Below are 24303 nucleotides of genomic sequence, written 5' to 3'. Positions count from 1 at the left end.
CCGCGCAGGCGGGGATCCAGTAAACAAGGGAGCCTGTTGCTTGACCAAGCGGCGGGAGAACTGGCAATGCCCAGAAAACGATCGAAGCAACGCAAAAGTATCAAACCAGTTTAGGAAACACATCGTCCCAGTTTGGATTCCGTTCTTCGATCAAACGGATCTTCCAGGCACGATTCCAGCGTTTGAGCTGTTTTTCCCGCTTGATCGCCCACTCGATTTCCTCGTGAACTTCGTAATACACCAAGCGATGCACGCCATACTTCGCGGTAAACTGGCTTCCGATGCTTTCACGGTGCTGCGAAACCCTGCCCAACAGGTCATTCGTCACCCCGACATAGAGCGTGCCGCCCAGTCCGCTTGCAAGAATGTAGACATAGTATTGCTGATCGAGGTGCAACGTGGAGCCTTCGTTGAAATTCTTCCCGGATATACGTTAGTCCTGTTGAATTGGCACTGCCGATAGCAGTTTCGGGAAACCCAGAGGTTTGCGGTTCCAGCGAGCACAGGAGGTACTGGATCCCGGTCTTGCCGCTGCGCGTCAAACCGGGATGACAAGAAGCAAAGCCATGTCCCGAAGCCTCTCTCTTGTCATCCCCGCGCAGGCGGGGATCCAGTAAACAAGGGAGCCCGTGCATCATGCCGCCCCTGCCTTATCTTCGCAAAACAGAGATAGAGAAGGCAGGTGCGCCTCAGGCCCCCACCAGATCGAACCAGTCATCCTCGGAGATGACTTCGATCTCCAGCTCCTGTGCCTTTTTCAGCTTTGAACCAGCACCAGGACCGGCCACCACCAGGTCGGTCTTTTTCGACACGGAACCGGCTGTCTTGGCACCAAAGCGTTCGGCCATGGCCTTGGCTTCGTCGCGGGTCATACGTTCCAGCGAGCCGGTGAAAACCACTGTCTTGCCTGCGACCGGCGAGCCGGAGGCGTTGATCTTTTCAGCGTCCTTGGGTGACACCTCGACCAGAAGTGCGTCGAGCTGGTCGAGATTGTGTTGCTCGGCAAAGAACTCCGCCAGCGCCTCGGCAACGATATGGCCGATGCCGTCGATGTCATTGAGCTCTGTCCAGGCTTCACCCGCCGTGTCATGCGCCGCCTTCATGGCTGCATAGAACGCCGCCCAGGAGCCATAGGCACGTGCCAGAAGTTTGGCGTTGCCCTCGCCCACGTGACGGATGCCGAGGGCGAAGATGAAACGATGAAGGTCAATCTCTCTCCGGGCGTTGATTGCCTCGAAAAGGTTCTTCGCCGAAATGGCCCCCCAGCCTTCCCGGTTGCGCAACTTGGTGAGAGAGCGCTTGTCCCGCTCCTCCAGCGTGAAGATGTCCGCCGGCGCCATCACAAGGCCTTCCTTGTAGAAGGCGTCGACCTGCTTGTCGCCGAAGCCTTCGATGTCGAAGGCATTGCGCGAGACGAAATGCTTGAGCTTTTCCGTTGCCTGGGCCGGGCAAATCAGACCGCCGGTGCAGCGGCGCACCGCATCGCGGCGCCCGGTTTTTTCCTTTTCCTCGCGCACCGCGTGGCTACCGCAGGCGGGGCAGACAGTCGGAAACTCGAAGGCTTCCGCCCCATCGGGGCGTTTGTCCAGATCGATGTCGACAATCTGCGGAATGACGTCGCCGGCACGCTGGATCTTCACCGTGTCACCGATGCGAAGATCCTTGCCGCCACGGATCGACTCTCCGTCCTGGCCAATACCCTTGATATAGTCTTCGTTGTGGAGGGTCGCGTTTGAAACGACGACACCGCCCACCGTGATCGGCTCCAGCTTGGCAACCGGCGTCAGGGCACCTGTTCGGCCAACCTGGATCTCGATGTCGTTGAGAATGGTGTAGGCCTGTTCGGCCGGGAACTTGTGAGCGATCGCCCACCGGGGTGACCGCGAGACAAAGCCGAGGCGTTCCTGCAGGTCCAGCCGGTCGACCTTGTAGACTACACCATCGATATCATAATCGAGCTGGGCACGGCTTTCCTCGATGCCGTGATAGACCCCGAGAAGCTCTTCCACGGTTTCACAGCGTTTCATCAGCGGGTTGACCTGAAAGCCCCAGCCTTCCAGCTGCTTGACCATGCCGAACTGGGTGTCTTCCGGCAGCTCGCTCATCTCGCCCCAGGCATAAGCGAAGAACCGCAGTGGGCGGGAGGCCGTGATTTCGGATTTCAGCTGGCGCAACGAGCCCGCCGCCGCGTTGCGCGGGTTGGCGAAAACCTTGCCGCCATTGGCTGCCATGCGCTCGTTCAGCGCCTGAAAATCCTTGTGCGCCATATAGACTTCGCCGCGCACTTCAACGACACCCGGCACCGTGCCGGACAGCTTCTCCGGAATATCCTTGATCGTCTTCGCGTTCTCGGTGACGTTTTCACCTGTGGTGCCGTCACCTCGCGTTGCGGCGTAAACCAGAGTGCCGTTTTCATACCGAAGAGACAGCGACAGACCGTCAATCTTCGGTTCCGCGGTAACCGCCAGAGCCCCCATCAGCGGATCGAACTTCAGAAACCGGCGCACGCGGCCGACGAAGTCCCGGACGTCGTCATCGTTGAAGGCATTGTCCAGCGACAACATCGGCACCCGGTGAGTAATCTTGCCGAAACCGGACGCTGGGGCCGCCCCTACCTGGGCAGAGGGACCATCTTCAAGAATGAGATTGGGAAACCGGGCCTCGATGGACGCGTTCCGCCGGCGCAGGGCGTCATAGTCCGCATCCGAGATCACCGGGGCATCTTCCTGGTGATAGCGGCGGTCATGCTCGGCGATTTCCGCCGCCAGCCGTTTCAGCTCGACCTGTGCTTCCTCCTGCGTCAGGGCGTCGATGTCGGTTTGGGCGAAGGAAGTGTCAGTCATGATGTCTTCACGAAATGTGTCAGCGGGACAGGCCGAGTTGATGACCGGATTAAATCGGATACCGGAACCGAATGGCGGGCTCAAGCGTTGATAGCACATCGAACCGGCAAAACTCGATGCTGGTCAATGTTGGAATGAGGAGACACGAATGGCTTATCAGGACCGTGAAACGCATTATGTCGAGAAGACGAACGGCAACAGCGCTGGCTGGTTCATGGCCGGAGCGCTTGTCGTCGCGCTGATCGCAGGCGGCCTGCTCTATGCCAATGGCTTTTTCACGAACGACGAAGAGCTGAGCATCGAGCTGAATGTCCCCAACCTGGGAGAAGGTGAACTGAAGCTGCCTGACATGAAGGAAGCACCGCTCGTCAAGGAGCCGTAAGACCATTTCTCATTTGAAAACTGCACCACAGGGCGGGAGCTTCGGCTAACCCGCCCTTTTTTTTGTCCACCGCTCCGGATCCTATTTCCTATTCCGCAGCCGTCAGAAGCCTGCGCGCCGCGGCGCGGGCTTCTTCCGTGATAACGCTGCCGGCGAGCATCCGGGCGATTTCCTCGCTGCGGTGGTCTTCATCAATACGCTGGACGCGCGTTGCCACCCGGTCCTTCTTGGTCGCTTCCTTGGCGATCAGGAAATGCCCTGCAGCGCGAGCTGCCACCTGCGGGGCGTGGGTAACCGTCAGAACCTGAACGCTGCCGGCAAGCCGTGCCAGACGCAGGCCGATGGCCTCGGCCACGGCACCGCCCACCCCTGTGTCGATCTCGTCAAAAACCAGCGTCGGGGCAGAACCCTTGTCGGCGAGAGACACCTTCAGTGCCAAGAGGAAACGGGAAAGCTCGCCACCGGACGCGACTTTCATCATCGGCCCCGGCTTCGTGCCTGGGTTCGTCTGGACATGGAACTCCAGCAGATCGATCCCCGAACGGCTGCGGTTTTCCGGATTGCTTTCAACTTCGACGATGAATTTCGCCCGCTCCAGCTTGAGGTCGGGCAACTCCATTTCAACAGCCTTTTCCAGTGCCTTGGCTGTCTTTCGCCGCTTGTCCGAGAGGCTGGCTGCCTTCTTGTCGTATTCGGCGCGGGCCTTTCCAGCAGCACTCACCAGCGCCGCCAACTTGTCTTCACCGGCATCGAGATCGGCCAGATCGCCGCTCATGCGGGCACACAGGGCGGACAGTTCGTCAACCGGCACCGAGAACTTGCGGGAGGCAGCACGAAGCGCAAACAGCCGCTCTTCGACAGCTTCCAGTTCGCGTGGATCATATTCGGTCTCACGCAGCGCGCTTTCCAGTCCGCCGCGCGTTTCTTCCAGAAGATCCATCGCCTCGGCAAGCGTGCGGACGGGCTGGCCAAGAAGATTGGGCACCTGGTCGGCCTTACGTTCCAGACGTCGCAGAAGGCTGGCCAGTTCCGGGATTGGCGACGCAGTGCCGTTCAAGGTTTCAAAGGCTTCGTTCAGATCACCGGCGATCTTCTCGACCGCCATCATGTCCGTCCGCCGGGCCGCCAGTTGCTCCTCTTCGCCGGTTTCCGGCTTGAGGGCCGACAGTTCATCGACGGCAGCACGCAGGAAATCAGCTTCGTTGCGCGCGGCTTCTATACGTTTCTCGTGATCTGTCACCGCCTTGTCGGCAGCGCGATAGGTGGCAAAGGCCTGTGCTACGGCCTCGGCTTCGGCCGTCAGCCCTCCGAAAACATCAATGAGAGCCCGGTGGCTTTCCGGGTCAACCAGGGCACGGTCATCGTGCTGTCCGTGGATTTCCACCAGGAGCGCGCCCGCCTGGCGCAGCAGTCCTGCACTTACGGGTTGATCGTTGACGAAGGCCCGGGTGCGGCCATCGGAGGTCTGGATACGGCGCAGGATGATGTCGCCATCGTCATCGACATCGTTTTCGCGCAGGAACATGCGAACGGGATGATCCGCCGCCACATCAAAGACAGCCGTCACCTGTCCTTGCGCCTCTCCATGACGCACGAGATCGGCATCACCACGCGCGCCGAGTGCCAGCGACAAGGAGTCGAGAAGGATGGATTTGCCCGCACCGGTTTCGCCGGTGAGAACCGACATGCCGGCGGCAAATTCGAGGTCAAGACGGTCGATCAGAACGATGTCACGGATAGACAGCGCGACCAGCATGAAGGGATGCTCCTTAAAGTTCGGCCCACCATATAGGAGGACCGAAGCGTCTTGAAAGAGCCTGTTTGGGCCTTTTCAACCTCATTTGCGAGGCTGAAGCCATTTCGGGATTAAACCAGGCGTCAGATGCTCTTGAAGGCGCGGCTGATCCAGCTGCCGCTGTCTTCGGAAGGCTCGTACCCACCCTTGTTGAGCAGCGAATAGGCATCCTTGTACCACTGGCTGTCCGGGTAGTTGTGCCCGAGCACGGCTGCGGCCGTCTGCGCTTCGTTGACGACACCGAGCGCGTAGTAGGCTTCGGTCAGGCGGAACAGGGCTTCTTCCACATGCCGCGTGGTCTGGTAATCGACGACAACCGTCTTGAAGCGGTTGATCCCCGCGATGTAGTTGCGCTTTTTCAGGTAGAAGCGACCGACCTGCATTTCCTTGCCGCCAAGCTGGTCATGCACGATGCGCAGCTTGCTTTCGGCATCCGGCACATATTCCGATTCCGGGAAGCGCTGGATCAGCTCGTTGAACGCACCGGCTGCCTTCCGGGTCACGGCCTGGTCGCGGGTGATGTCCGGCATCTGGCGGAAATAGGCCTGACCGGCGAGATACAGCATGTAGGCTGAATCCTCGTCCCCCGGATAGAGCGTCACGAACCGCTTCGCCGCAGTTACGGTTTCCGTGTACTTGCCTCGCGAGTAGTTCAGGAACGCCAGGTTCACGAGCGACTTCTTGGAGTATTCAGAATAGGGATAGAGCTTGTCGAGCTCTTCGAATTTCTGGGTCGAATCGCGCAGTTTGCCTTGCGCGCGCAGGGACAGGCCTTCGTTGAACAGAACTTCCGGCGGCGTATCGTTGAGTGCCAACTCATCGAGATCGTCCTTGCCACCGCATGCGGCAAGCGCAAGCGGTACAGCCAGAACGGCCAATCTCAGGAAGGTTTTCATGTGTTTGGCTCTGTTCACTTCAGAACCAGTATCCATTCCGTTCACGCCTATACTCCCGGACCTTTCCGGCCCCTAAGGCCCATGTCATGCGGCCTTGCAAATTTATCGACAGGAGTGTTTAGCGGAAATCACCGGTCCCCGTCACGTCCTCATCGGCCATCTGACGGTTTTTTTGAGCAATTTTATGGCAACCGGTCCAAATAGGTTCCGAATTCCGCCGAAAAGAAAACGGCCGCTTCATCAAAGCGGCCGATCAAAATTATATCAGGAGACGTCAGGTCCGAAAGCAGCAGCGGCTGCGATACCGCCCTTGTCGACCTGGCCGACCTTGCGGAATGCAGGCGACTCGACGATTTCGAACGCGCTCGGATCTTCAAACAGCTTGACCAGGATCGCGTGGTTCATCTTGTGCCCGCCCTTGTAGGAGCGGTAGAGACCCAGGATCGGCAGACCGGCAAGAGCCAGGTCGCCAACCGCGTCGAGCGCCTTGTGACGTGCAAACTCGTCCGGCCAGCGGGTGCCTTCCGGATTGAGAACCTTGTCCTCGGCAATCGCCACGGAATTTTCCAGCGACGATCCCAGGGCAAAGCCCATCTTCCAAAGCTGTTCGACATCCTTCACGTAGCCGAAGGTGCGTGCACGGGAAAGCTCGTCACGGAACACGTCCGGAGTGATGTCGGAAGAGAACTGCTGGCGACCGATCAGCGGCGTGTCGAAGTCGATGGTGATATCGAACTTGGTGCCGTTGTAGGGGTGCAGCTCGCACCATGCCGTACCGTTATCGACGCGAACGGTCTTCTTCACCTTCAGGTACCGGCGTCCCCGGTCCAGGCGTTTCAGGCCGATCTGCTCGATTGCTTCGACAAACGCAACGCTGCTGCCGTCCATGACCGGCATTTCCGGACCGTCGATTTCCACGATCAGGTTGTCGACACCCATGCCGAAAAGAGCTGCCATGAGATGCTCAACGGTCGCGACGCCTTCACTGGAAGGATCGCCGAGAACGGTGCAAAGTGCTGTTGCGGATACCTTGTTCCAGAGGGCCGGAACTTCGGTGGAGTTTTCCTGGTCGGTGCGGGTGAACACAATCCCCACACCAGCTTCGGCCGGTACGAGAGTGATCGACGCGGGTTTGCCCGAATGAACGCCAATCCCGGTCAGGGTCACCTGATCGGCTAGCGTCGTCTGTCGGTCAACATATGCGGTCATAAAACCCTGCCCTTCCGGTTTGCGGCGGAAACAAGCCCTCTATTTGCCCTTAAAGGGTTACGGACTTTTAACGATCCCGCGTTGGCTGGGAACATAGTCCCGAACCCCAATTGGGCGAAATAAAGCTTTATTACGATTTGTAACGATTCACAGGCTTTCAAATCACTGAATTAAAACGGGAATTTGTTCCGTTACGGAAACAGCCCGGAGCGTGAACTCCGGGCTGTAACGATCAGGGAAGATGATCGGGTCTCGAATCAGTTGGCCTGGCGGCGAAGAAACGCCGGAATTTCCAACTGTTCGTCTTCTGTTGCAGTTACCGGCTTCGGCGTTGCCCGCCCGGTGTTGTCCAGCTGGCCTGCAGCGCCATGAGCTGCGGGACGTTGCTGGGGCGCACGCGGGGCGGCCTGCTGGGCCGGCTGCATCTGCGGAGCAGGACGGGCAACCGGTGCGGCAGCCATGTCATGTTCCTGATCTTCTTCGTGATGGCGGCCAAGGCCGCTTGCAAGGCGACGCAGCAGCCCCATCGGGCGGCGGTCGTCTTCGACGTGCTCTTCATAGCTCGGTGCCGGAGCAGGCTGCTGAGGACGCTGCTGGGCAACGGCCTGCTGAGGCTGGGCTACATTTGCAGTCTGCTGCTTTGCCTGAATTTCACGCTGAGCGATCGGCGGGAAATCCTCCACCCGCGGCATGCGCGGTGCAGGGTTATGCTCGGCGGCAACCGGCGGAATGTAAGGCTGGCTGACCGGCATGTCTTCTGCGACAGGTGCCCGGGCTTCGTCTTCGATGTCGAGCATCTGCGGCTTGGCTGCAAGCGAACCTGCTGCCGGCTGCACCTTCTTGATCTCGACAGCCGGATCGCTTGCGACGGCGACCGGCTGCGGATCCGGAATGGCAAGTTCCCGTTCCAGATTGGCAACGGCCTTGGCAGCGGCATTTTCGGCGTGAGCCTTTTCAGCCAGAGCGGCCGGGCGCTGAGTGTTGATTTCCGGTGTCCGGCTTACCGCCGGAGCTTCCGCCTTTACAGGCTGAGATGCTGTTCCGGGAAACGTGTTGGCCGCAAGGCCTTCCTCCCTGTCAATGCCGGTTGCAACGACGGACACGCGGATGAGACCATCCAGCGTCTCGTCGAAGGTCGCGCCCAGAATGATGTTGGCGTCGGCGTCAACTTCCTCGCGGATGCGGGTAGCCGCTTCATCCACTTCGAACAGCGTCAGGTCGTTGCCGCCCGTAATGGAGATGAGCAGGCCTCTTGCACCCTTCATCGAGGATTCGTCGAGCAGCGGGTTGGCAATGGCCGCTTCCGCCGCCTGCTGTGCACGCTTTTCGCCACTAGCTTCGCCGGTGCCCATCATGGCCTTGCCCATGCCGCGCATCACGGAGCGAACGTCGGCGAAGTCGAGGTTGATGAGACCTTCCTTCACCATCAGGTCGGTGATGCAGGCAACACCAGAGTAGAGCACCTGGTCGGCCATCGCGAATGCGTCGGCGAAGGTGGTCTGGGCATTGGCAATCCGGAACAGGTTCTGGTTCGGAATGACGATCAGTGTGTCGACACTCCGCTGCAGTTCCTCGATACCGGAATCGGCGATCCGCATACGGCGAGCGCCTTCGAACTGGAACGGTTTGGTCACCACACCTACCGTCAGTATACCCTGCTCGCGTGCCGCCCGTGCGATAACGGGTGCGGCACCGGTGCCGGTTCCACCGCCCATGCCGGCGGTGATGAACACCATGTGCGATCCGGAAAGGTGATCGTTGATTTCGTCGATCACTTCCTCGGCAGCTGCGCAGCCGACTTCCGGCTGGGAGCCTGCGCCAAGACCTTCAGTCACGGCCACGCCCATCTGGACGAGCCTGTCTGAATGGTTCATGGCCAGTGCCTGGGCATCCGTATTGGCAACGACGAAGTCGCAGCCCTGGAGACCTGCAGTGATCATGTTATTGACGGCGTTTCCGCCCGCGCCGCCGACGCCGAAGACCGTAATGCGTGGCTTCAGCTCCTGAATGTCGGGCATCTTCAGGTTGATGGTCATATTATCCTCGCGACCCACTGGCGCCCCCGGTACGGGAGTAGCCTCTTCTTCCCTAATCTCCTCTGCCATTTCTGGCAGCTCAACTTCCTGGATGTCGTCTTCTTGGCTCATGTCGTCAGAAGCTTTCCCTGATCCATTGGCCCACACGGGCCAGGTAACCAGATTGCCCGCCCCACCCTGATCTCCGGTTCTTGTGTTCGAACTGTTCGATCTGAGCGACCTGCGGATAAATCAAGAGACCGACAGCGGCGGCAAAAGCCGGACCTTTGGCAGCCTCGGGAAGACCGGCGACGCCTAGAGGCCGGCCAAGACGGACGTTGCGCCCCAGGATGTGACGCGCAACTTCTCCAAGACCCGTGAGCTGACTTGCGCCCCCGGTCAGAACGATCTGCTTACCGACACGCCCGGCAAAGCCGGACGCCGTAAGCCGATCCCTCACGAGTTCAAGGATTTCTTCCACGCGCGGCCGGATAACCCGGGTCAACGCCGAGCGTGGGATCTGGTTCGGCAGGTCGCTGTCGCTTTCCAGCGGCGGTACCGTGAGCATGTCACGATCGTCCGAGCTGGACGCCAGCGGCGAGCCGTAAAGGGTTTTCAGGCGCTCCGCATCCTGCAGACGGGTTGCGAAAGCGCGGGCGATATCGGTGGTGACGTGATTGCCGCCAACGGCAATCGCATCCAGGTGCACCATGTGGCCATCGACGAAGACCGACAATGTCGTCGTACCGCCGCCCATGTCGATGCAGGCGACGCCAAGCTCGGCTTCGTCATCCACGATGGTGGACAGGCCACTGGCAAACGGCGTCGCCACCATGGTTTCCACATGAAGGTGACCGCGGTTGATGCACAGTTCCAGATTGCGCACAGGCGGAACTTCCGCCGTCACGACCTGCATGTCGACGCCCAGCTTGTGGCCCATCATGCCACGCGGATCGCGGATGCCGCGGCTGCCGTCCAGCGAATAGGAGATCGGCAAGGCGTGTGTGACGGCCCGGCCGTCGGTCACCGAGTGGCTGGAGCCGGCGGAAAGCACCCGCTGGATATCGGCTTCAGACACGCTGTCGCCTGCCAGCGGAACGTTGGCGCTGTAGATCTCGCTCTGCAGGCGTCCGCAGCTGATGTTTGCGATCAGCGACTCGACCGTCACGCCGGCCATGCGCTCGGCACTGTCGACTGCCAGACGGATGGCCTGTTCGGCAGCATCCATGTCGACAACGACGCCGGACTTGATCCCGCGCGAGCGCTGATAACCGTACCCCAGCACTTCCACCTTGTGGGAGCGGCTGGAAAGAATTGCCTTTTCTTCCTGCGGCACCAGTTTGGCGATCAGGCAGCAGACCTTCGTGGAGCCCACGTCCAGAACCGACATGATGACGGCACGACGGCTCGGCAGCGGCCGCATCTTCGGCAGGTAGAGGTTGTTGTCGGAGCGGCTCATGTGTCACGCTCCTTTTTGCCTGAGCGGCCCTTGCCGCCCGTCATGACCTTGCGCTGTTCGGCAGCCTCGTCGGAGAGGCGCACGGTCACGCGGTCTGCCAGACGCATGTCGATGGCAACGATATCCCGGGACAGAAGCCCGCTTTCTTCATCCATTTTCACCAGATCTGCCAAGGCGGCGTCGATGTTGTCTTGGGGCAAGCGGATCGAAATCCCGTTCTCAAGCTGCAGGTCCCAGCGGCGATCGCTGATCAGGAACGCCGCGCGCACGCGCGGACGCAGGCCCGGGACCTTCTCCAGCGCGGTGTTGATCTCGGACGCCCGGCGCTGAGCACCGTGGTTCACGACAAGCAGCAGATTGGCATAACGCCCATCCACCTCGTCGGTGATTACGTCACCTGATTCGTTTACGATCGAGACCATGTCGCCGCGCTGCCACAGCGCATAGGGCACGCGTTCCTCGATGTTGATCTGCAGCGTGCTCGGATAGAGCTTCATCACCGAAGCGCTCTTCACCCAGGCCATCTCGTTAAGACGCTCGCGAGCGCTATTGGCGTCGAACAGGGCGAGCGAGGAACCCTCGTGAATTTCCAGCGCTTCCAGGATCTGGAACTCGTTGATTTCACGCTGGCCGGACAGCTTGACGGCCTCGATGCCGAAACCAGCAGCGGACAGGAGGCTGTCGGCAACAAGCCGGCCGTGCCCCCCTATGACTATTCCATAACCAATTGTTAAGGTTAAGAAAGTGAGCGCAGCAGCAGATCCTGACCAGCGTGGCAGATCTGCCAGGCGCCCGGCCGAACGCCACACCGGCTGGCGGTGCAAACGCGGCACACCGCGCCCACGCGGAGCCAGTTCAGCCTCCAGCGGGGTCATAGCGTCCCGGTAATGTTTGCGCCTTATCGACAGCAACTCGCGTCCTCAACCATCCAGCTGACCAGGTCCTTGAAACTCATCCCCTTGTGGGCCGCCATTTCGGGCACAAGAGAAGTCGGCGTCATGCCTGGCTGCGTGTTCACTTCTAGGCAAATCAGCTCTCCGGATCCGTCTTCCTTTTCATCGAATCGGAAGTCGGCGCGGGAAACACCGCGGCAACCCAGAGCCTGATGCGCCTTAACTGCTAGTGTCTCTATGGTTTGGTAAACAATCGGTGAAATTTTTGCAGGAAGAATGTGTTTTGAACCGCCTTGTGCATATTTTGCGTCGTAATCGTAGAAGCCGTGACCTAACGGCACTATGTCGATGACGCCCAGGGCCGTATCATCCATGACGGCACAGGTCAGCTCCCGCCCGCTGATGAACTTTTCGCACATCAGAACGTCAGGGTAAGGCCAGTCCTCCCGACCCAGTTCCTGTGGCGGAAACTCTTGATCTTCCTTGACAATCAGCACCCCGAAGCTCGATCCCTCGTTGATGGGTTTCAGCACATATGGCGGCTTCATCGGATGCTCGCGGGTGATCTCCCGGCGGTTGACAACAAGGTGTTCCGTGACCGGAATTCCGGCTGCATTCATCACCGCTTTTGCCTTCACCTTGTTCATTGCAAGGCTCGAGGCGAGCACACCGGAATGTGTGTACGGGATGTTAAGAACTTCTAATATTCCCTGAACGCAGCCATCCTCGCCGAAGGGACCGTGAAGAGCGTTAAAGACCACATCAGGCTTCAAATCTTTGAGAACAGCGGAAATATTGCGGTCAACGTCGACCCTGGTGACCCGGTAGCCGGCTTCTTCCAGCGCATCGGCGCAGCCCTTGCCGCTGGCGAGGCTTACAGGACGCTCGTTAACCCAGCCCCCCATCAGAACAGCGACATGTTTGCTTGCCATCAGGCAGCCTCCCCTTCCTTGCCCAGAAATGGCTCTATAGCCCCCTGTGCACCGAATTCACCCAGGCGCTTGATCTCCCACTCCAGGCGGATACCGCTGTGCGCCAGCACGCGCGCGCGCACGGTTTCCCCCAGCAGTTCGAGATCGTGTCCGGTGGCCGTTCCGGTATTGATCATGAAGTTGCAATGCATTTCGGACATTTGCGCTCCACCGACGGTCAGGCCACGGCAGCCTGCCGCGTCGACCTCTTTCCATGCCGACGTGCCGGGCGGGTTCTTGAAGGTGGATCCGCCGGTCTTTTCACGGATCGGCTGCGCCCGTTCGCGGTGGGCGACAACGTCGGCCATTTCCTGTCGGATCGAGGCTTCGTCCTGCGGCACGCCTTCAAAGACGGCGGAGGTAAAGATCAGGTCTTTCGAAGCTTCCGAGTGGCGATAGGCATAGCCCATGTCCTCATTCGTCAGAACGTGACGGTTGCCGTCCCGGTCGACCGCGGTCAGCTCCACCATGCGCTCGCGGGTTTCCGTTCCGTGAGCGCCCGCATTCATGCGCAGCGCACCGCCCAGACCGCCAGGAATACCTGTGTAAAACGCAAAACCGCCGAGACCGGCCTTGGCCGCAGCTTCCGCCAGACGCTTGTCCGGCACGGCCGCCCCTGCCCTCAACCTGTTACCGCCGACTTCCTCGATGGAACCGAAGCCCTTTGCACTCAGGCGAATGACAACGCCCTTCAGGCCGCCGTCACGGATCAGCAGGTTGGAACCCAGCCCTACCGGCAGCACCGGAACATCTTTCGGAAGCTTTTTCAGGAAGGCAGCAAGGTCGTCTTCATCCGCCGGCTGGAACATCAACTGCGCGGGACCACCAGTGCGGAACCACGTGACCGCAGACAGTGGCTGGTTGGCCGTCAGCTTGCCGCCGATACCTTCGGCAAGCTCCGTATACTGCTCCAGCAGATCGGGAAACGCCATGTGACGTCCTCCTTAAAGCTCTTCCAGCTGTTTCGGCAGCGCGTATGCCCACTGGGTGATGTTGCCGGCCCCGAGGCAAACCACGAAGTCGCCCGGCTCGGCCAGTTCCTTGACAAGCGCCGGCAGCTCTTCCGGGCCCTCGATCGCCCGAACGTTCCTGTGACCGCGGGTCTTCATGCCCGAGACGAGATCGGTATGTGCCGCTCCCTCGATCGGCTGCTCCCCCGCGGCGTAGACAGGAGCGATAATCACCGCGTCCGCATCGTTGAAGCAGTTCGAGAAATCATCGAACAGGCTGTGCAGGCGCGAATAGCGATGTGGCTGCATCACCGCGATTACCTTGCCTTTTGTCGACTCGCGCGCCGCATGGAGCACGGCCTTGATTTCAACAGGGTGGTGGCCGTAATCGTCGAATATCTGTACGCCGCCCACCGTGCCGGTGTGCGTGAAGCGCCGCTTGACGCCGCCGAAGGCCGCAATGCCTTTTCTGAGGTCGTCCGCCTCGACACCCAGCTGCGATGCAACCGCGATTGCCGCGGTGGCATTCGAAACGTTGTGAAGGCCCGGCATCGGCAGCGTCAGGTCGTCCAGTTCGATCACCTGCCCGCTGCGGCGGTCACGAAGGGTTACGGAGAAGATCGACTTGCCACCATCCATCGACACATCGGTGTAGCGAACGTCGGCCTGCGGATTGGCGCCATAGGTGACGACACGCCGGTCCTCGATTGTCCCGATCATCGTCTGGACTTCGGGATGGTCGAGACACATGACGGCAAAGCCGTAGAAGGGCACATTTTCAACGAACTGCCGGAAGGCAGCGCGTACGCCGGCGAAGTCGCCGTAGTGATCCAGATGCTCCGGATCGATGTTTGTGACGATGGCGACATCAGCCGGCAGCTTGACGAAGGTGCCGTCGCTCTCGTCTGCCTCGACAACCATCCAGTCACCCTCGCCCATGCGGGCATTGGTGCCATAGGCATTGATGATACCGCCGTTGATCACCGTCGGATCCAGACCGCCGGCATCGAGAAGAGCGGCAACCATCGACGTGGTCGTGGTCTTGCCATGTGTGCCGCCAACGGCGATCGCCTGCTTGAAGCGCATCAGCTCGGCCAGCATTTCCGCCCGTCGCACCACAGGGATCAGCTTTTCACGGGCCGCGACCAGTTCCGGGTTGTCCTTCTTGATGGCGGAAGACACGACCAGCACCTCGGCATCGCCCAGGTTTTCTGCGGCATGGCCAATGGAAACCTTGATGCCGTTGTCACGCAGGCGCTGAACATTGGCGTTTTCCGCCATGTCCGAGCCTTGCACCGTGTAGCCGAGGGTCTTCAGCACTTCGGCAATCCCGCTCATGCCGATACCGCCGATGCCGACAAAATGAACCGGTCCGATGTCCTGCGGCATCTTCATGGCCGTTCTCCTTGTTTTGCTGCGACCTTCTCGACGAGGTCGGCAAGTCTTTTCACCGCGTCAGGCCTGGCGACGCTGCGCGCCTTTAGCGCTGCTTCGCCCAGCATTTCTGGTGCATTCATGAATCGGGTGATTTCCTGGGCCAACCGCTCCGGGTAGAGGTCGACCTGACGGATCGGCCAGGCCCCACCTGCTTTTTCAAGCACCTTGGCATTGGCAGCCTGGTCCTGATCAATGGCTCCGGGCAACGGTACCAGAATGGAGGGACGGCCAAGAACGCTGAGCTCGCTGACCGACGACGCACCGGACCGGCAGATCACCAGATGCGCCTGGGCAATCCGCTGCGGCATGTCCTGGAAGAACGGCGCGCATTCGGCCTGAACGCCCAGACTGTCGTAAACTGCCTGTACCCGCTCCATGTCCTCCGGACGGCACTGCTGCACGATCCGCAAACGGGCGCGGATGTCGGCAGGCAGTTTTTCAAGCGCCGGCGGCAACAGATCGGAAAAGAAGCGCGCACCCTGGGATCCGCCGAAGACCAGCAGGTTGAACGTTCCCCCGGCGAGCGGTGCCGAGTAGGGCAACTCCGCAGCCGCGAGGACGGCGTCCCGAACAGGGTTGCCCGTTTCAGTCAGCTTGGCCTTGAAATCCGCCGGCAGATCTTCGATCGGCACGCTTGTGGCAATGGCGGTCACGCCCTTCGCCAACAGGCGGTTGGCTCGCCCCATGACGCCGTTTGCTTCGTGCAGGATGGAGGGCGTGCCCGTGAGCCGGGCAGCATACATCGGCGGAAACGTCGGATAACCACCAAACCCGGCCACGACATCCGGCTTCAAGGCCTTGATCACCTTGCGTGCCTGCAGCGTTCCAAGAAACAGTTTCACTGCAGTCTTAGCCAGCAGGAAAGGATTGTGCCCCCGGATGGTCTCCGAGGCGATGATGTGAACCTTGCGAGCGGGAAAGGCGCTGCCGTATTTGTCGGCCCGTTCGTCGGTTGCAAGTTCCACGGTCCAGCCGCGCCGGATCAACTCGCTGGCCAGCGCCTGTGCGGGGAAGAGGTGGCCGCCCGTTCCGCCGGCCGTCAGTAAAACAGTTTTGCTCATGAGTGCGGCTTGGGGCCTTACATCAGGGAAGAGGGTGAAAGCCGGCTCACCGTGACGACATCACCGCGCGACGGCTGCGGCCGCCTGCGCGTGAGCGCCAGAATGGCACCAGCGGTCATGGCGGACGACAAGAGCGACGACCCGCCGTAGGAAACGAAAGGCAGGGTCATGCCCTTGGACGGAATGAGGTGAAGGTTCACCGCGAGATTGATGGTCGCCTGCAGGCCGAACAGAACTGTGAGACCTGCCGTTGCCAGGCGACTGAAAGCATCCTGATCACGGCTGGCATGACGCAGGCCTCTCAAGACGATGAATGCAAAGACGGAGACAAGCAGCAGACAGGCGATTACGCCGAACTCCTCGCCGACAACGGCGAAGATGAAGTCTGTGTGGCTGTCAGGCAGGATCCGCTTGACGGTGCCCTCCCCCGGGCCACGGCCCAGCCACCCGCCTGCAAGAAAGGAATCCTTGGCCGTATCGATCTGGAAGGTGTCTCCGGAGCTCGGGTCGAGGAACCGGTCCACGCGGTTGGTCACGTGCGGCAGGAAAGCATAGGCAGCAAACAGGCCGACGATCCCGATGACGCCAAGCGCCATGATGATGAGCCAGGAAATCCCGTTCAGAAAGAACAGCCCTGCCCAGACCAGGCCGAGCAGCATGGTTTGACCAAAGTCCGGCTGGGCGATCAGGAGAGCCGCGCAAACCGCAAAGAGTACAAAGGCGAAGAGCACTCCAGGCACCTCGCGCCGGCGGCCGCTTTCCGACAGAAGGAAGGCGATCAGGATCACGAAGGCAGGCTTCAGGAATTCGGACGGCTGTATCGACAGCCCGGCGATATAGATCCAGCGCCGCGCACCCTTGGCCTCAAACCCCAGGAACAGGGTGGCGACCATCATCAGTAGTGACACGATGAACAGGATGAGTGCCGCCCGCCGGACCATGCGCGGCGTCATAAGCGAGCCGGCAAGCATGATCGTCAGGGCCGGTATCAGGAACATGGCCTGTCGCTTGACGAAATAGAAGGTTTCAACGCCGATGCGTTCGGCAACCGGCGGACTGGCTGCAAACGAAAGCACCACACCACCAACCATCAGCAGGCTGAAGGCGGCAAGCAGATAGTGGTCCACTGTCCAGAGCCATTCCGCAAAGCGGCTGCGATCGGCGCGCGAAACCATATCAGGCGACCTCCTGGGTATTGCCGGAATTGGGCAAGGCACGCACCGCATCTACAAAAGCAGCGCCCCGCAGTTCAAAATTCGGGAATTGGTCGAAGCTCGCACAGGCGGGCGACAAAAGTATGGCGATTTCAGCCGCACCGTCCTCTGCCGCCTCGGCAGCGGCGTCCTGCACGGCCTGGGTCAGCGTTCCGCTGATCTTGAAGGGCACGCGGCCATCCAGCGTCTTGGCGAAATCCTGAGCCGCCTCTCCGATCAGGAAGGTCTTGGCGATCTTCGGGAAATATTCGTCCAGCGAGGAGATACCGCCCGCCTTGGCCCGGCCGCCCGCGATCCAGTAGATCCGATCGAAACTTGCCAATGCTCTGGACGCAGCGTCAGCGTTGGTAGCCTTGGAATCGTTGATATAGAGAACCCGGCCCTTCTTCTCCACCACTTCCATGCGGTGATGAAGTCCCGGGAAGGTCTTGAGGGCTTCTGCGATCTGCGCTGCCGGAATTTCCAGCGCACGCAGAGCCGCGAAGGCAGCCGCCGCATTCTGGCCGTTGTGGTCACCGCGGAGGCTGTCGATCCCGCCAAGCAGCGCAACTTCGATCTGGCTACCGTCATGCGCCTCGATCAGTCGCCCGTGGCGAGCGTAGATACCGTTGGTGAGTTCCTTCTCACCGGCGATCCGGCACACGGGCTTGCGTGCAAGTTCAAGCCTGTCGGCAATTGCTGAGGACAACCGGTCGTCAACTCCCACAACCGCGACCTTGGCACCGGCAACAAGCCGCTCCTTGATAGCGGCGTAGTTTTCCATGGACCCGTGACGATCGAGATGATCCGGCGACAGGTTCATGTGAATGCCGACCGTTGCATCCAGGGTCGGCGCAAGATCGATCTGGTAGGAAGAGCACTCCACCACATAGTGCCGACCGGGTTGCGGAGGATCCAGCTCCAGAACCGGCGTCCCGATGTTGCCGCCGAGTTGCACGTCCCGGCCGAGGGCCTTCAGGAGATGCGCGATCAGTGCGGTGGTCGTCGACTTGCCATTGGTACCGGTAATCGCAATCAGCGGCGCGGACGGGCATTGTTTGCGCCGCTCACGGCAGAAAAGCTCGACATCGCCGACAATCTCGACGCCCGCATCACGCGCCAGCTCCACGGACCAGTGCGGCACCGGATGGGTCAGCGGCACACCGGGAGCAAGAACCAGTGCGGCAACGTCCGACCAGTCAAGGTCCCGAAGGTCTTGCGTTGCAAGCCCCTCGCCGGCAGCTTGTGCGACCCGGGCTTCGTTGTCGTCGAAACAGACCACATCCGCACCGCCAGCCCTCAGCGCGCGCGCCGTTGCAAGCCCGGACCCGCCGAGCCCGAACAGGGCAACCTTTCTGCCGTCGAATGTGGTGACCGGGATCATGCGCCTACCTCAGCTTCAAGGTTGCGAGGCCGAGCAGGGCAAGCACGACGGAAATGATCCAGAAGCGGATCACCACCTGGCTTTCGGTCCAGCCCATGATCTCGAAATGATGGTGGATCGGCGCCATGCGGAAGACCCGCTTGCCGGTCAACTTGAAGGAGAACACCTGCACGATGACCGACACGGCTTCGAGCACGAAGAGGCCTCCAATGATGGCCAGAACAATCTCGTGCTTGGTGGCAACCGCGATCGCGCCGATCATGCCGCCGAGAGCAAGTGATCCGGTGTCACCCATGAAGATGGCGGCCGGAGGGGCGTTGAACCACAGGAAGCCGAGACCCGCGCCAATCACGGCACCGCAGATGACGGCAAGTTCACCGGTGCCGGCAACGTGGTGGATCTGGAGATAGCTGGCAAATACCGCGTTACCGGAAAGATAGGCAATCAGGCCGAAGGAAGCACAGGCGATCATCACCGGTACGATTGCCAGACCATCGAGACCGTCGGTCAGGTTGACCGCGTTCCCCGCGCCAACCATCACGAAGGCCGCGAAGGGAATGAAGAAAAGACCGAGATTGAGCGTCAGATCCTTGATGAAGGGAAAAGTGATCGCTTCCGAGTATTCGGACACATCCAGAAGGGTAACCGCGAAGGCCGCGCCGCCAGCGATCAGGAACTCCAGGCCCAACCGGGCCTTGCCGCCAAATCCCTTGTGCGAGGACTTGGTGACCTTCAGGTAGTCATCATAAAAGCCAATGCCGCCGAACCCGAGGGTGACGCCGATGACCACCCAGACGTAAGGATTGGAAAGATCCGACCAAAGCAATGCCGCGACCAGGGCTCCTGACAGGATCATCAAACCGCCCATGGTGGGCGTGCCTTTCTTGGTCAGCAGATGACTTTCTGGTCCGTCGGCGCGGATCGGCTGCCCATGCCCTTGCCGGATCCGAAGACTGGCGATGATTTTCGGTCCGAACAGGAAAACGAAAAACAGCGCGGTCATGATCGCGCCACCGGTTCGGAAAGTGATGTAACGGAACACGTTCAGCGCTGAAATCTGATCCGCGAATTGCCCCAAGAAATAAAACATCCAATGCCCCTTACGCCGCTGCGGTGTCGTCCGCAGGCGGATATTCTTTTTTCAAGGCCTCGACAAGCGGGCCCATCCGGGTTCCGAGCGATCCCTTGATCATAACAACATCACCGGAACGGACGTCGCCCAAAAGCACGTCTTCCAGATCTTTTGCTTCTTCGCAGTAGTGCCCGCGCAGGTCATGCGGCAGCAGCTTCCAGAGCGCATGCATGTGCGGGCCCGCGCAATAGACCGCGTCAATATCGGCGTCGGTAATCGGCTGGAGCAACTCCGCGTGCAAACGGTCGGCATCAGTCCCCAGTTCTCGCATGTCTCCAATGACGGCAATGCGGCGACCCGGCCTTGTGACAGGCGCCTCACCCAGCACGGCAAGTGCTGCCTTCATAGAGGCGGGATTGGCGTTGTAGCTCTCGTCGATAAGGTTGAACTCGCCCTTCTGCATGGGCAGACGGGTCACCTCGCCGCGCCCCTTTGGTGCGCGCATGGAATCGAGTGCCAGTCCTGCTTTTGCAAGATCCGCCCCCAGATCCACGACCGCGGTCAGGACTGCCAGGCTGTTCTTGACGTGGTGTTTGCCCGACGCCCCGATCTTGTAGGTGATTTCCTGGCCTAGAATGCTGGCGTCGACACTCGATCCGGCCGGATAGGAAACGGCCTTCTGGAGATGGCTGTCTGCCGAAGGGTCTTCGCCAAACGTTTGGATTTTGGAAACACCAGCAGCAGCAGCCAGAAACTTCAGCAGGTCGAATTGCAGATTGTCCTTGTTCAGGATCGCAATTCCACCAGGCTCCAGTCCGTCGAAAATTTCAGCCTTTGCCTTGGCTATCTGCTCGACGCTGTCGAAGAATTCCAGATGCACCGGCTGAACGGTGGTGATGATCACCACGTGCGGGCGCACCATCTTTACCAGCGGCGAGATTTCGCCCGCATGGTTCATGCCGATCTCGAAGACACCGAAATCCGTGTCGGCGGGCATGCGTGCCAATGTCAGCGGTACGCCCCAATGGTTGTTGAAGGAGGCAACCGAGGCATGAACCTTGCCGGATTCTGTCAGTGTCAGGCGCAGCGCTTCCTTCGTGCCGGTTTTGCCGACAGAACCGGTGACCGCGACAATTCGGGCACTACTGCGAGCCCGCGCAGCGATACCGAGCTTGCGCATGGCTTCAAGCGGATCGTCCACAACCACGTAGCGGCCATCTTCGGGCAGATCGGACAAGCGATCCTCGCCAACCAGCGCCACCGATGCGCCGGCTTCCAGTGCGGCGGCGACATAATCATGCCCGTCCAGACGGTCGCCGGTGATCGCGACGAATGCATCACCCGGCTCCAGCGTCCGGCTGTCTATGGATATACCGGTAATTTCAGCGCCAGCATCACCCTGAAGGCGGCCACCGGCGGCTTCAACAAAGGCATCAAGGGTCCAAAGCGGGTCGCTCATGTGTTTCCTTCAAGACTGATGGCGCGCTTTACGGCTTCGTGATCGGAAAAGGGAATCACTGTGTCGCCAACAATCTGGCCCGTTTCGTGACCTTTTCCGGCCACACACAGGATATCGCCATCCTTTAGGCGGCGAACTCCCTCTGCGATCGCTTCATACCGGTCGCCAATCTCCATTGCATCGGGTGCGCCACCCAACACCGCCTTGCGAATGGTCGCCGGGTCTTCCGAGCGCGGGTTGTCGTCGGTGACGATAACCAGATCGGCCCTGCGAGCCGCGACTTCTCCCATCAGCTCGCGTTTTCCGGGGTCCCTGTCGCCACCGGCGCCGATAATCACGGACAGCTTGCCACGGACAAACGGCTTCAAAGCCGCAAGGGCGTTATCAAGCGCGTCCGGCTTGTGGGCGTAATCGACAAAAACCAGTCCGCCTGCTGGCGTCTTGCCGGCAAGTTCAAGACGGCCAGGAGCCCCCTTCAGGTTTTCAAGGGCCCGCAAGGCAGTTCCCGTGTCGATGCCGGCGGCAATCGCGAGACCGGCAGCAATGAGTGCGTTGGAAACCTGGAAGCGACCGATCAGGGGCAGCGTCACCTTGTATTCGCCGCGCGCACTCTGGATCGTCAGTTCCTGCCCTGCCCCCATCGGCTTCAGGCCGGTCAGGGTGAGGTTCCGGCCGGTTTCTCCGACCGTGAAGAGCGGCAGCCCTCTCTCCTGCGCGACCGCCATGACCCGGTCAGCATATTTCTCGCCCGGATCGCAGACCACTGTGCCACCTGACGGAAGCAACTCTTTGAACAGGCGAAGTTTTGCATTCAGGTAATGCTCGATCGTCGGATGATAATCCATGTGATCACGGCCAAGATTGGTGAAGGCGGCCGCCGTCAGCCGAACACCGTCCAGCCGGTACTGATCGAGACCGTGCGAAGAGGCCTCAAGCGCCGCGTGATTGACACCTTCTTCTTCCAGCTCTGCCAACTGCTTGTGCAAGGCAACCGGGTCCGGCGTTGTCAGGCCGCCGTAGCTTTCTCCATCCGGCTTGATAACGCCCAGTGTACCAAGACTTGCGGCAGGATGGCCTGCAGACTGGAAGATCTGGCGGGCGAAATGAGCAACGGATGTCTTGCCCGCAGTTCCGGTGACGGCAACGATAGTGTCGGGTTGAGCTCCGTAGAAACGGGCCGCCATTCTTGCAAAAACCTGACGAGGCTCTGCGGCACTGACAACGGCAACCGTGTTCGGCACCTGTGCACGCACTGCATCTGCGGCCTCTTCAGCACACAGAATGGCAATTGCCCCGGCCGCTGCTGCGTCCGGGGCGAATTTTGTCCCGTCGACGGAAGCCCCCTTGAAGGCGGCAAACAAGAAGCCCGGCTGAACTTTGCGGCTATCAGCCGTCAGCCCCGTAATTTTCCGAGCCGCTGCCGCTTCGGGCAAGGTCAGCCCGGCAGCTAAATACTCAAGATCCATCTCACCCGATCATCCGGTTTGTGCGTCGTCATTAATGAGCTTTTTCGGAAAACCGGATTTCGGCTGCGACCCCGCCGGTTTTCAAAGCTCAACTCGTCTCCTTAATAGGAAATCTCGATTGGTTCATCCCCTTTGCTGAACCGCGGCATCACACCAAGCATGGGAGCCGAGCGGCGAACGATTGCGCCAACCATCGGCGCAGCGTTCAGACCAGCCGTCGCACCAATGCCGTCGCGTTCCGGTTTCGGCTCGTCGATAACGACCAGAACCACGTAGCGCGGGTCGTCCATCGGGAAGGCCGACAGGAACGAGTTGCGGCGCTTGTTGTTGACATATCGACCGTTCTCGATCTTCTCCGCAGTGCCCGTCTTGCCACCGACCGTGTAGCCCGGGACATCGGCCCGGCGGCCCGAACCGGAGAGCACGTTCAGCCTGAAGAGATAACGCATCATGCGGCTCGTTTCCGGAGAAACGACTTGTTTGCCAAGCTTTTGCACGTCTTCGGGGCTTCTCGGCAGGAAGGTTGGCGGAAGCAGGACGCCACCATTCACCAGCGCTGCGGCGGCAACGGCGGTCTGCATCGGCGTTACCGAGATACCGTGCCCGAACGAGATGGTCATCGCCGCCAGCTCGTTCCATTTCGGCGGCAGCAGCGGCGCTGCATTTTCCGGCAACTCGGTCTGCAGACGGTCAGTCAGGTGCAGGCGCTTCAGGAAGTCCTGCTGGCGCGCAATACCGGTCGCCAGCATCATTTTTGCGGTGCCGATGTTGGATGAATAGATGAAGATTTCAGGCACCGACAGGATGCGGTGTTTCCCGTGGAAATCCGAAATCGTGCGGCCGCCTGCCCTGATCGGACGGGTCGCATCGAAGCTGTCATTGATCGAAACAGCCCCCGAATCCAGTGCCATCGCGGTGGTGAAGGTCTTGAAGACCGATCCCATTTCAAAGACACCACCGGTCGCCCGGTTCAGGCGGTCCTTTTCCAGGGCCTGGGCCCGGTCGTTCGGGTCATAGTCCGGCAGGGAGGACATGGCGACCACTTCGCCGGTCTTCACATCAAGAACGATACCGGCCGCGGCGATCGCCTTGTAGCGTTCCATCGCCTTCACGAGCTCATCGCGCACGACATGCTGGACGCGCAGGTCGACGGACAGCTTCACCGGTTCCATCGTACGGTCCGACGTAAAGCCAAGCGACTGAAGGTCTCTCAACCAGGAATCATCGATGTATTTTTCGATCCCGGCGAGGCCCTGATTGTCGACGTTGACGGAACCAACAATATGGCCCGCTGTCGGCCCACCCGGATAGAAACGCTGGTTTTCCGAAAGGAAGCCGATACCCGGCAGGCCGAGATTGTGAACTCTTTCGGCCTGCTGTGGGGTCATTTCACGCTTAAGCCAGACGAAGCCGGCGCCGCTTTCCAGGCGGCGACGCACCAGACCCTCGTTCAGATCCGGCACGATACGGATCAACCCCTCGACCGCCTCATCCACATCCATGATGCGGCGCGGTTCAGCGTAAAGCGAAGCCGTCTTGATGTCGGTAGCAAGGATCTCGCCGTTCCTGTCGATCAGGTCCGGACGGGAGGCGGCAACGGAATCCTGCGCCGAAATCCAGGCATGGGACGGCGCCTCTTCCATTTGCGCCAGCATGACCAGCCGGCCCGCGATCGCAACATAGACGCAGGCAAAGGCAAGCATGGCCACATAGACACGGGATTTGACTGCGCTGGCGGAGACGGAGTCCCTTGTCGCCCGCGGATGAGCCCGTCTTACCTGAAGGAAGCTGGTCGGTTCACTAACCATCGTCATGACC

19 protein-coding genes are annotated in these 24303 nt (G+C 60.3%); 1 reads left to right on the top strand and 18 read right to left on the bottom strand.

Features of this window, described 5'->3' with window-relative positions; genetic code table 11:
- Positions 1 to 100 precede the first annotated feature (100 nt).
- Both ACYQ6M_RS04930 and ligA read right to left on the bottom strand, forming a co-directional pair.
- Complete coding sequence (locus ACYQ6M_RS04930; protein WP_460072480.1) at positions 101 to 397, bottom strand: GIY-YIG nuclease family protein; 297 nt, start codon at positions 395 to 397, stop codon at positions 101 to 103.
- Between the two features lie 292 nt (positions 398 to 689).
- The gene (gene ligA / locus ACYQ6M_RS04925; RefSeq protein ID WP_460072478.1) at positions 690 to 2843 is read right to left on the bottom strand and encodes an NAD-dependent DNA ligase LigA; all 2154 of its coding nucleotides are present in this window, start codon (positions 2841 to 2843) and stop codon (positions 690 to 692) included.
- Between the two features lie 148 nt (positions 2844 to 2991).
- Between ligA and ACYQ6M_RS04920 the strand changes: the two genes are divergently transcribed.
- Positions 2992 to 3225, top strand: a complete 234-nt coding sequence (locus tag ACYQ6M_RS04920) for a hypothetical protein (protein WP_023000503.1) — start codon at positions 2992 to 2994, stop codon at positions 3223 to 3225.
- A gap of 88 nt (positions 3226 to 3313) precedes the next feature.
- Here the strand turns inward: ACYQ6M_RS04920 and recN are convergent, their stop codons facing one another.
- The 16 genes from recN to ACYQ6M_RS04840 form a co-directional block, all read right to left on the bottom strand.
- Positions 3314 to 4981: a DNA repair protein RecN gene (recN, locus tag ACYQ6M_RS04915; protein ID WP_460072476.1), complete on the bottom strand. Its 1668-nt coding sequence runs from the start codon at positions 4979 to 4981 to the stop codon at positions 3314 to 3316.
- Positions 4982 to 5103: 122 nt separating this feature from the next.
- A complete protein-coding gene (locus tag ACYQ6M_RS04910) occupies positions 5104 to 5916 on the bottom strand; it encodes an outer membrane protein assembly factor BamD (protein ID WP_023000501.1) in 813 nt (270 codons plus the stop codon).
- A gap of 264 nt (positions 5917 to 6180) precedes the next feature.
- Complete coding sequence (lpxC, locus tag ACYQ6M_RS04905; RefSeq protein WP_023000500.1) at positions 6181 to 7125, bottom strand: UDP-3-O-acyl-N-acetylglucosamine deacetylase; 945 nt, start codon at positions 7123 to 7125, stop codon at positions 6181 to 6183.
- Between the two features lie 257 nt (positions 7126 to 7382).
- On the bottom strand, positions 7383 to 9161 hold the full coding sequence (ftsZ, locus tag ACYQ6M_RS04900) for a cell division protein FtsZ (protein WP_062491483.1): 1779 nt from the start codon (positions 9159 to 9161) through the stop codon (positions 7383 to 7385).
- Positions 9162 to 9276: 115 nt separating this feature from the next.
- A complete protein-coding gene (gene ftsA, locus ACYQ6M_RS04895) occupies positions 9277 to 10599 on the bottom strand; it encodes a cell division protein FtsA (RefSeq protein ID WP_023000498.1) in 1323 nt (440 codons plus the stop codon).
- On the bottom strand, positions 10596 to 11474 hold the full coding sequence (locus ACYQ6M_RS04890) for a cell division protein FtsQ/DivIB (protein ID WP_023000497.1): 879 nt from the start codon (positions 11472 to 11474) through the stop codon (positions 10596 to 10598). Before ACYQ6M_RS04890 ends, ftsA begins: the two co-directional genes overlap by 4 nt.
- 23 nt (positions 11475 to 11497) lie before the next feature.
- On the bottom strand, positions 11498 to 12424 hold the full coding sequence (locus tag ACYQ6M_RS04885) for a D-alanine--D-alanine ligase (protein ID WP_023000496.1): 927 nt from the start codon (positions 12422 to 12424) through the stop codon (positions 11498 to 11500).
- Entirely contained in the window at positions 12424 to 13395 is a 972-nt protein-coding gene (gene murB / locus ACYQ6M_RS04880) for a UDP-N-acetylmuramate dehydrogenase (protein ID WP_460072470.1), read from the bottom strand. The genes ACYQ6M_RS04885 and murB overlap by 1 nt, the downstream gene beginning before the upstream one ends.
- Before the next feature lie 12 nt (positions 13396 to 13407).
- Positions 13408 to 14808, bottom strand: coding sequence for a UDP-N-acetylmuramate--L-alanine ligase (murC, locus tag ACYQ6M_RS04875; protein WP_460072468.1), 1401 nt, complete (start codon positions 14806 to 14808; stop codon positions 13408 to 13410).
- Positions 14805 to 15911 (bottom strand): undecaprenyldiphospho-muramoylpentapeptide beta-N-acetylglucosaminyltransferase, encoded by a 1107-nt coding sequence (murG, locus tag ACYQ6M_RS04870; protein ID WP_460072466.1) that lies wholly within the window; start codon positions 15909 to 15911, stop codon positions 14805 to 14807. Before murG ends, murC begins: the two co-directional genes overlap by 4 nt.
- A 17-nt stretch (positions 15912 to 15928) precedes the next feature.
- Positions 15929 to 17086 (bottom strand): putative lipid II flippase FtsW, encoded by a 1158-nt coding sequence (ftsW, locus tag ACYQ6M_RS04865; protein ID WP_023000492.1) that lies wholly within the window; start codon positions 17084 to 17086, stop codon positions 15929 to 15931.
- Between the two features lies 1 nt (position 17087).
- Positions 17088 to 18488, bottom strand: coding sequence for a UDP-N-acetylmuramoyl-L-alanine--D-glutamate ligase (gene murD, locus ACYQ6M_RS04860; protein WP_460072464.1), 1401 nt, complete (start codon positions 18486 to 18488; stop codon positions 17088 to 17090).
- Positions 18489 to 18492: 4 nt separating this feature from the next.
- Positions 18493 to 19578: a phospho-N-acetylmuramoyl-pentapeptide-transferase gene (gene mraY, locus ACYQ6M_RS04855; RefSeq protein WP_023000490.1), complete on the bottom strand. Its 1086-nt coding sequence runs from the start codon at positions 19576 to 19578 to the stop codon at positions 18493 to 18495.
- A gap of 10 nt (positions 19579 to 19588) precedes the next feature.
- On the bottom strand, positions 19589 to 21019 hold the full coding sequence (locus ACYQ6M_RS04850) for a UDP-N-acetylmuramoylalanyl-D-glutamyl-2,6-diaminopimelate--D-alanyl-D-alanine ligase (protein ID WP_460072461.1): 1431 nt from the start codon (positions 21017 to 21019) through the stop codon (positions 19589 to 19591).
- Positions 21016 to 22485 (bottom strand): UDP-N-acetylmuramoyl-L-alanyl-D-glutamate--2,6-diaminopimelate ligase, encoded by a 1470-nt coding sequence (locus tag ACYQ6M_RS04845; RefSeq protein ID WP_460072459.1) that lies wholly within the window; start codon positions 22483 to 22485, stop codon positions 21016 to 21018. Before ACYQ6M_RS04845 ends, ACYQ6M_RS04850 begins: the two co-directional genes overlap by 4 nt.
- Positions 22486 to 22586: 101 nt before the next feature.
- Complete coding sequence (locus ACYQ6M_RS04840; RefSeq protein ID WP_460072457.1) at positions 22587 to 24299, bottom strand: peptidoglycan D,D-transpeptidase FtsI family protein; 1713 nt, start codon at positions 24297 to 24299, stop codon at positions 22587 to 22589.
- Positions 24300 to 24303 lie beyond the last annotated feature (4 nt).

Source organism: Roseibium sp. ROS1 (genome assembly GCF_054658215.1).
The sequence above is the reverse complement of the archived record's forward strand: the minus strand, read 5'-3'. Positions and strand labels throughout refer to the sequence as shown.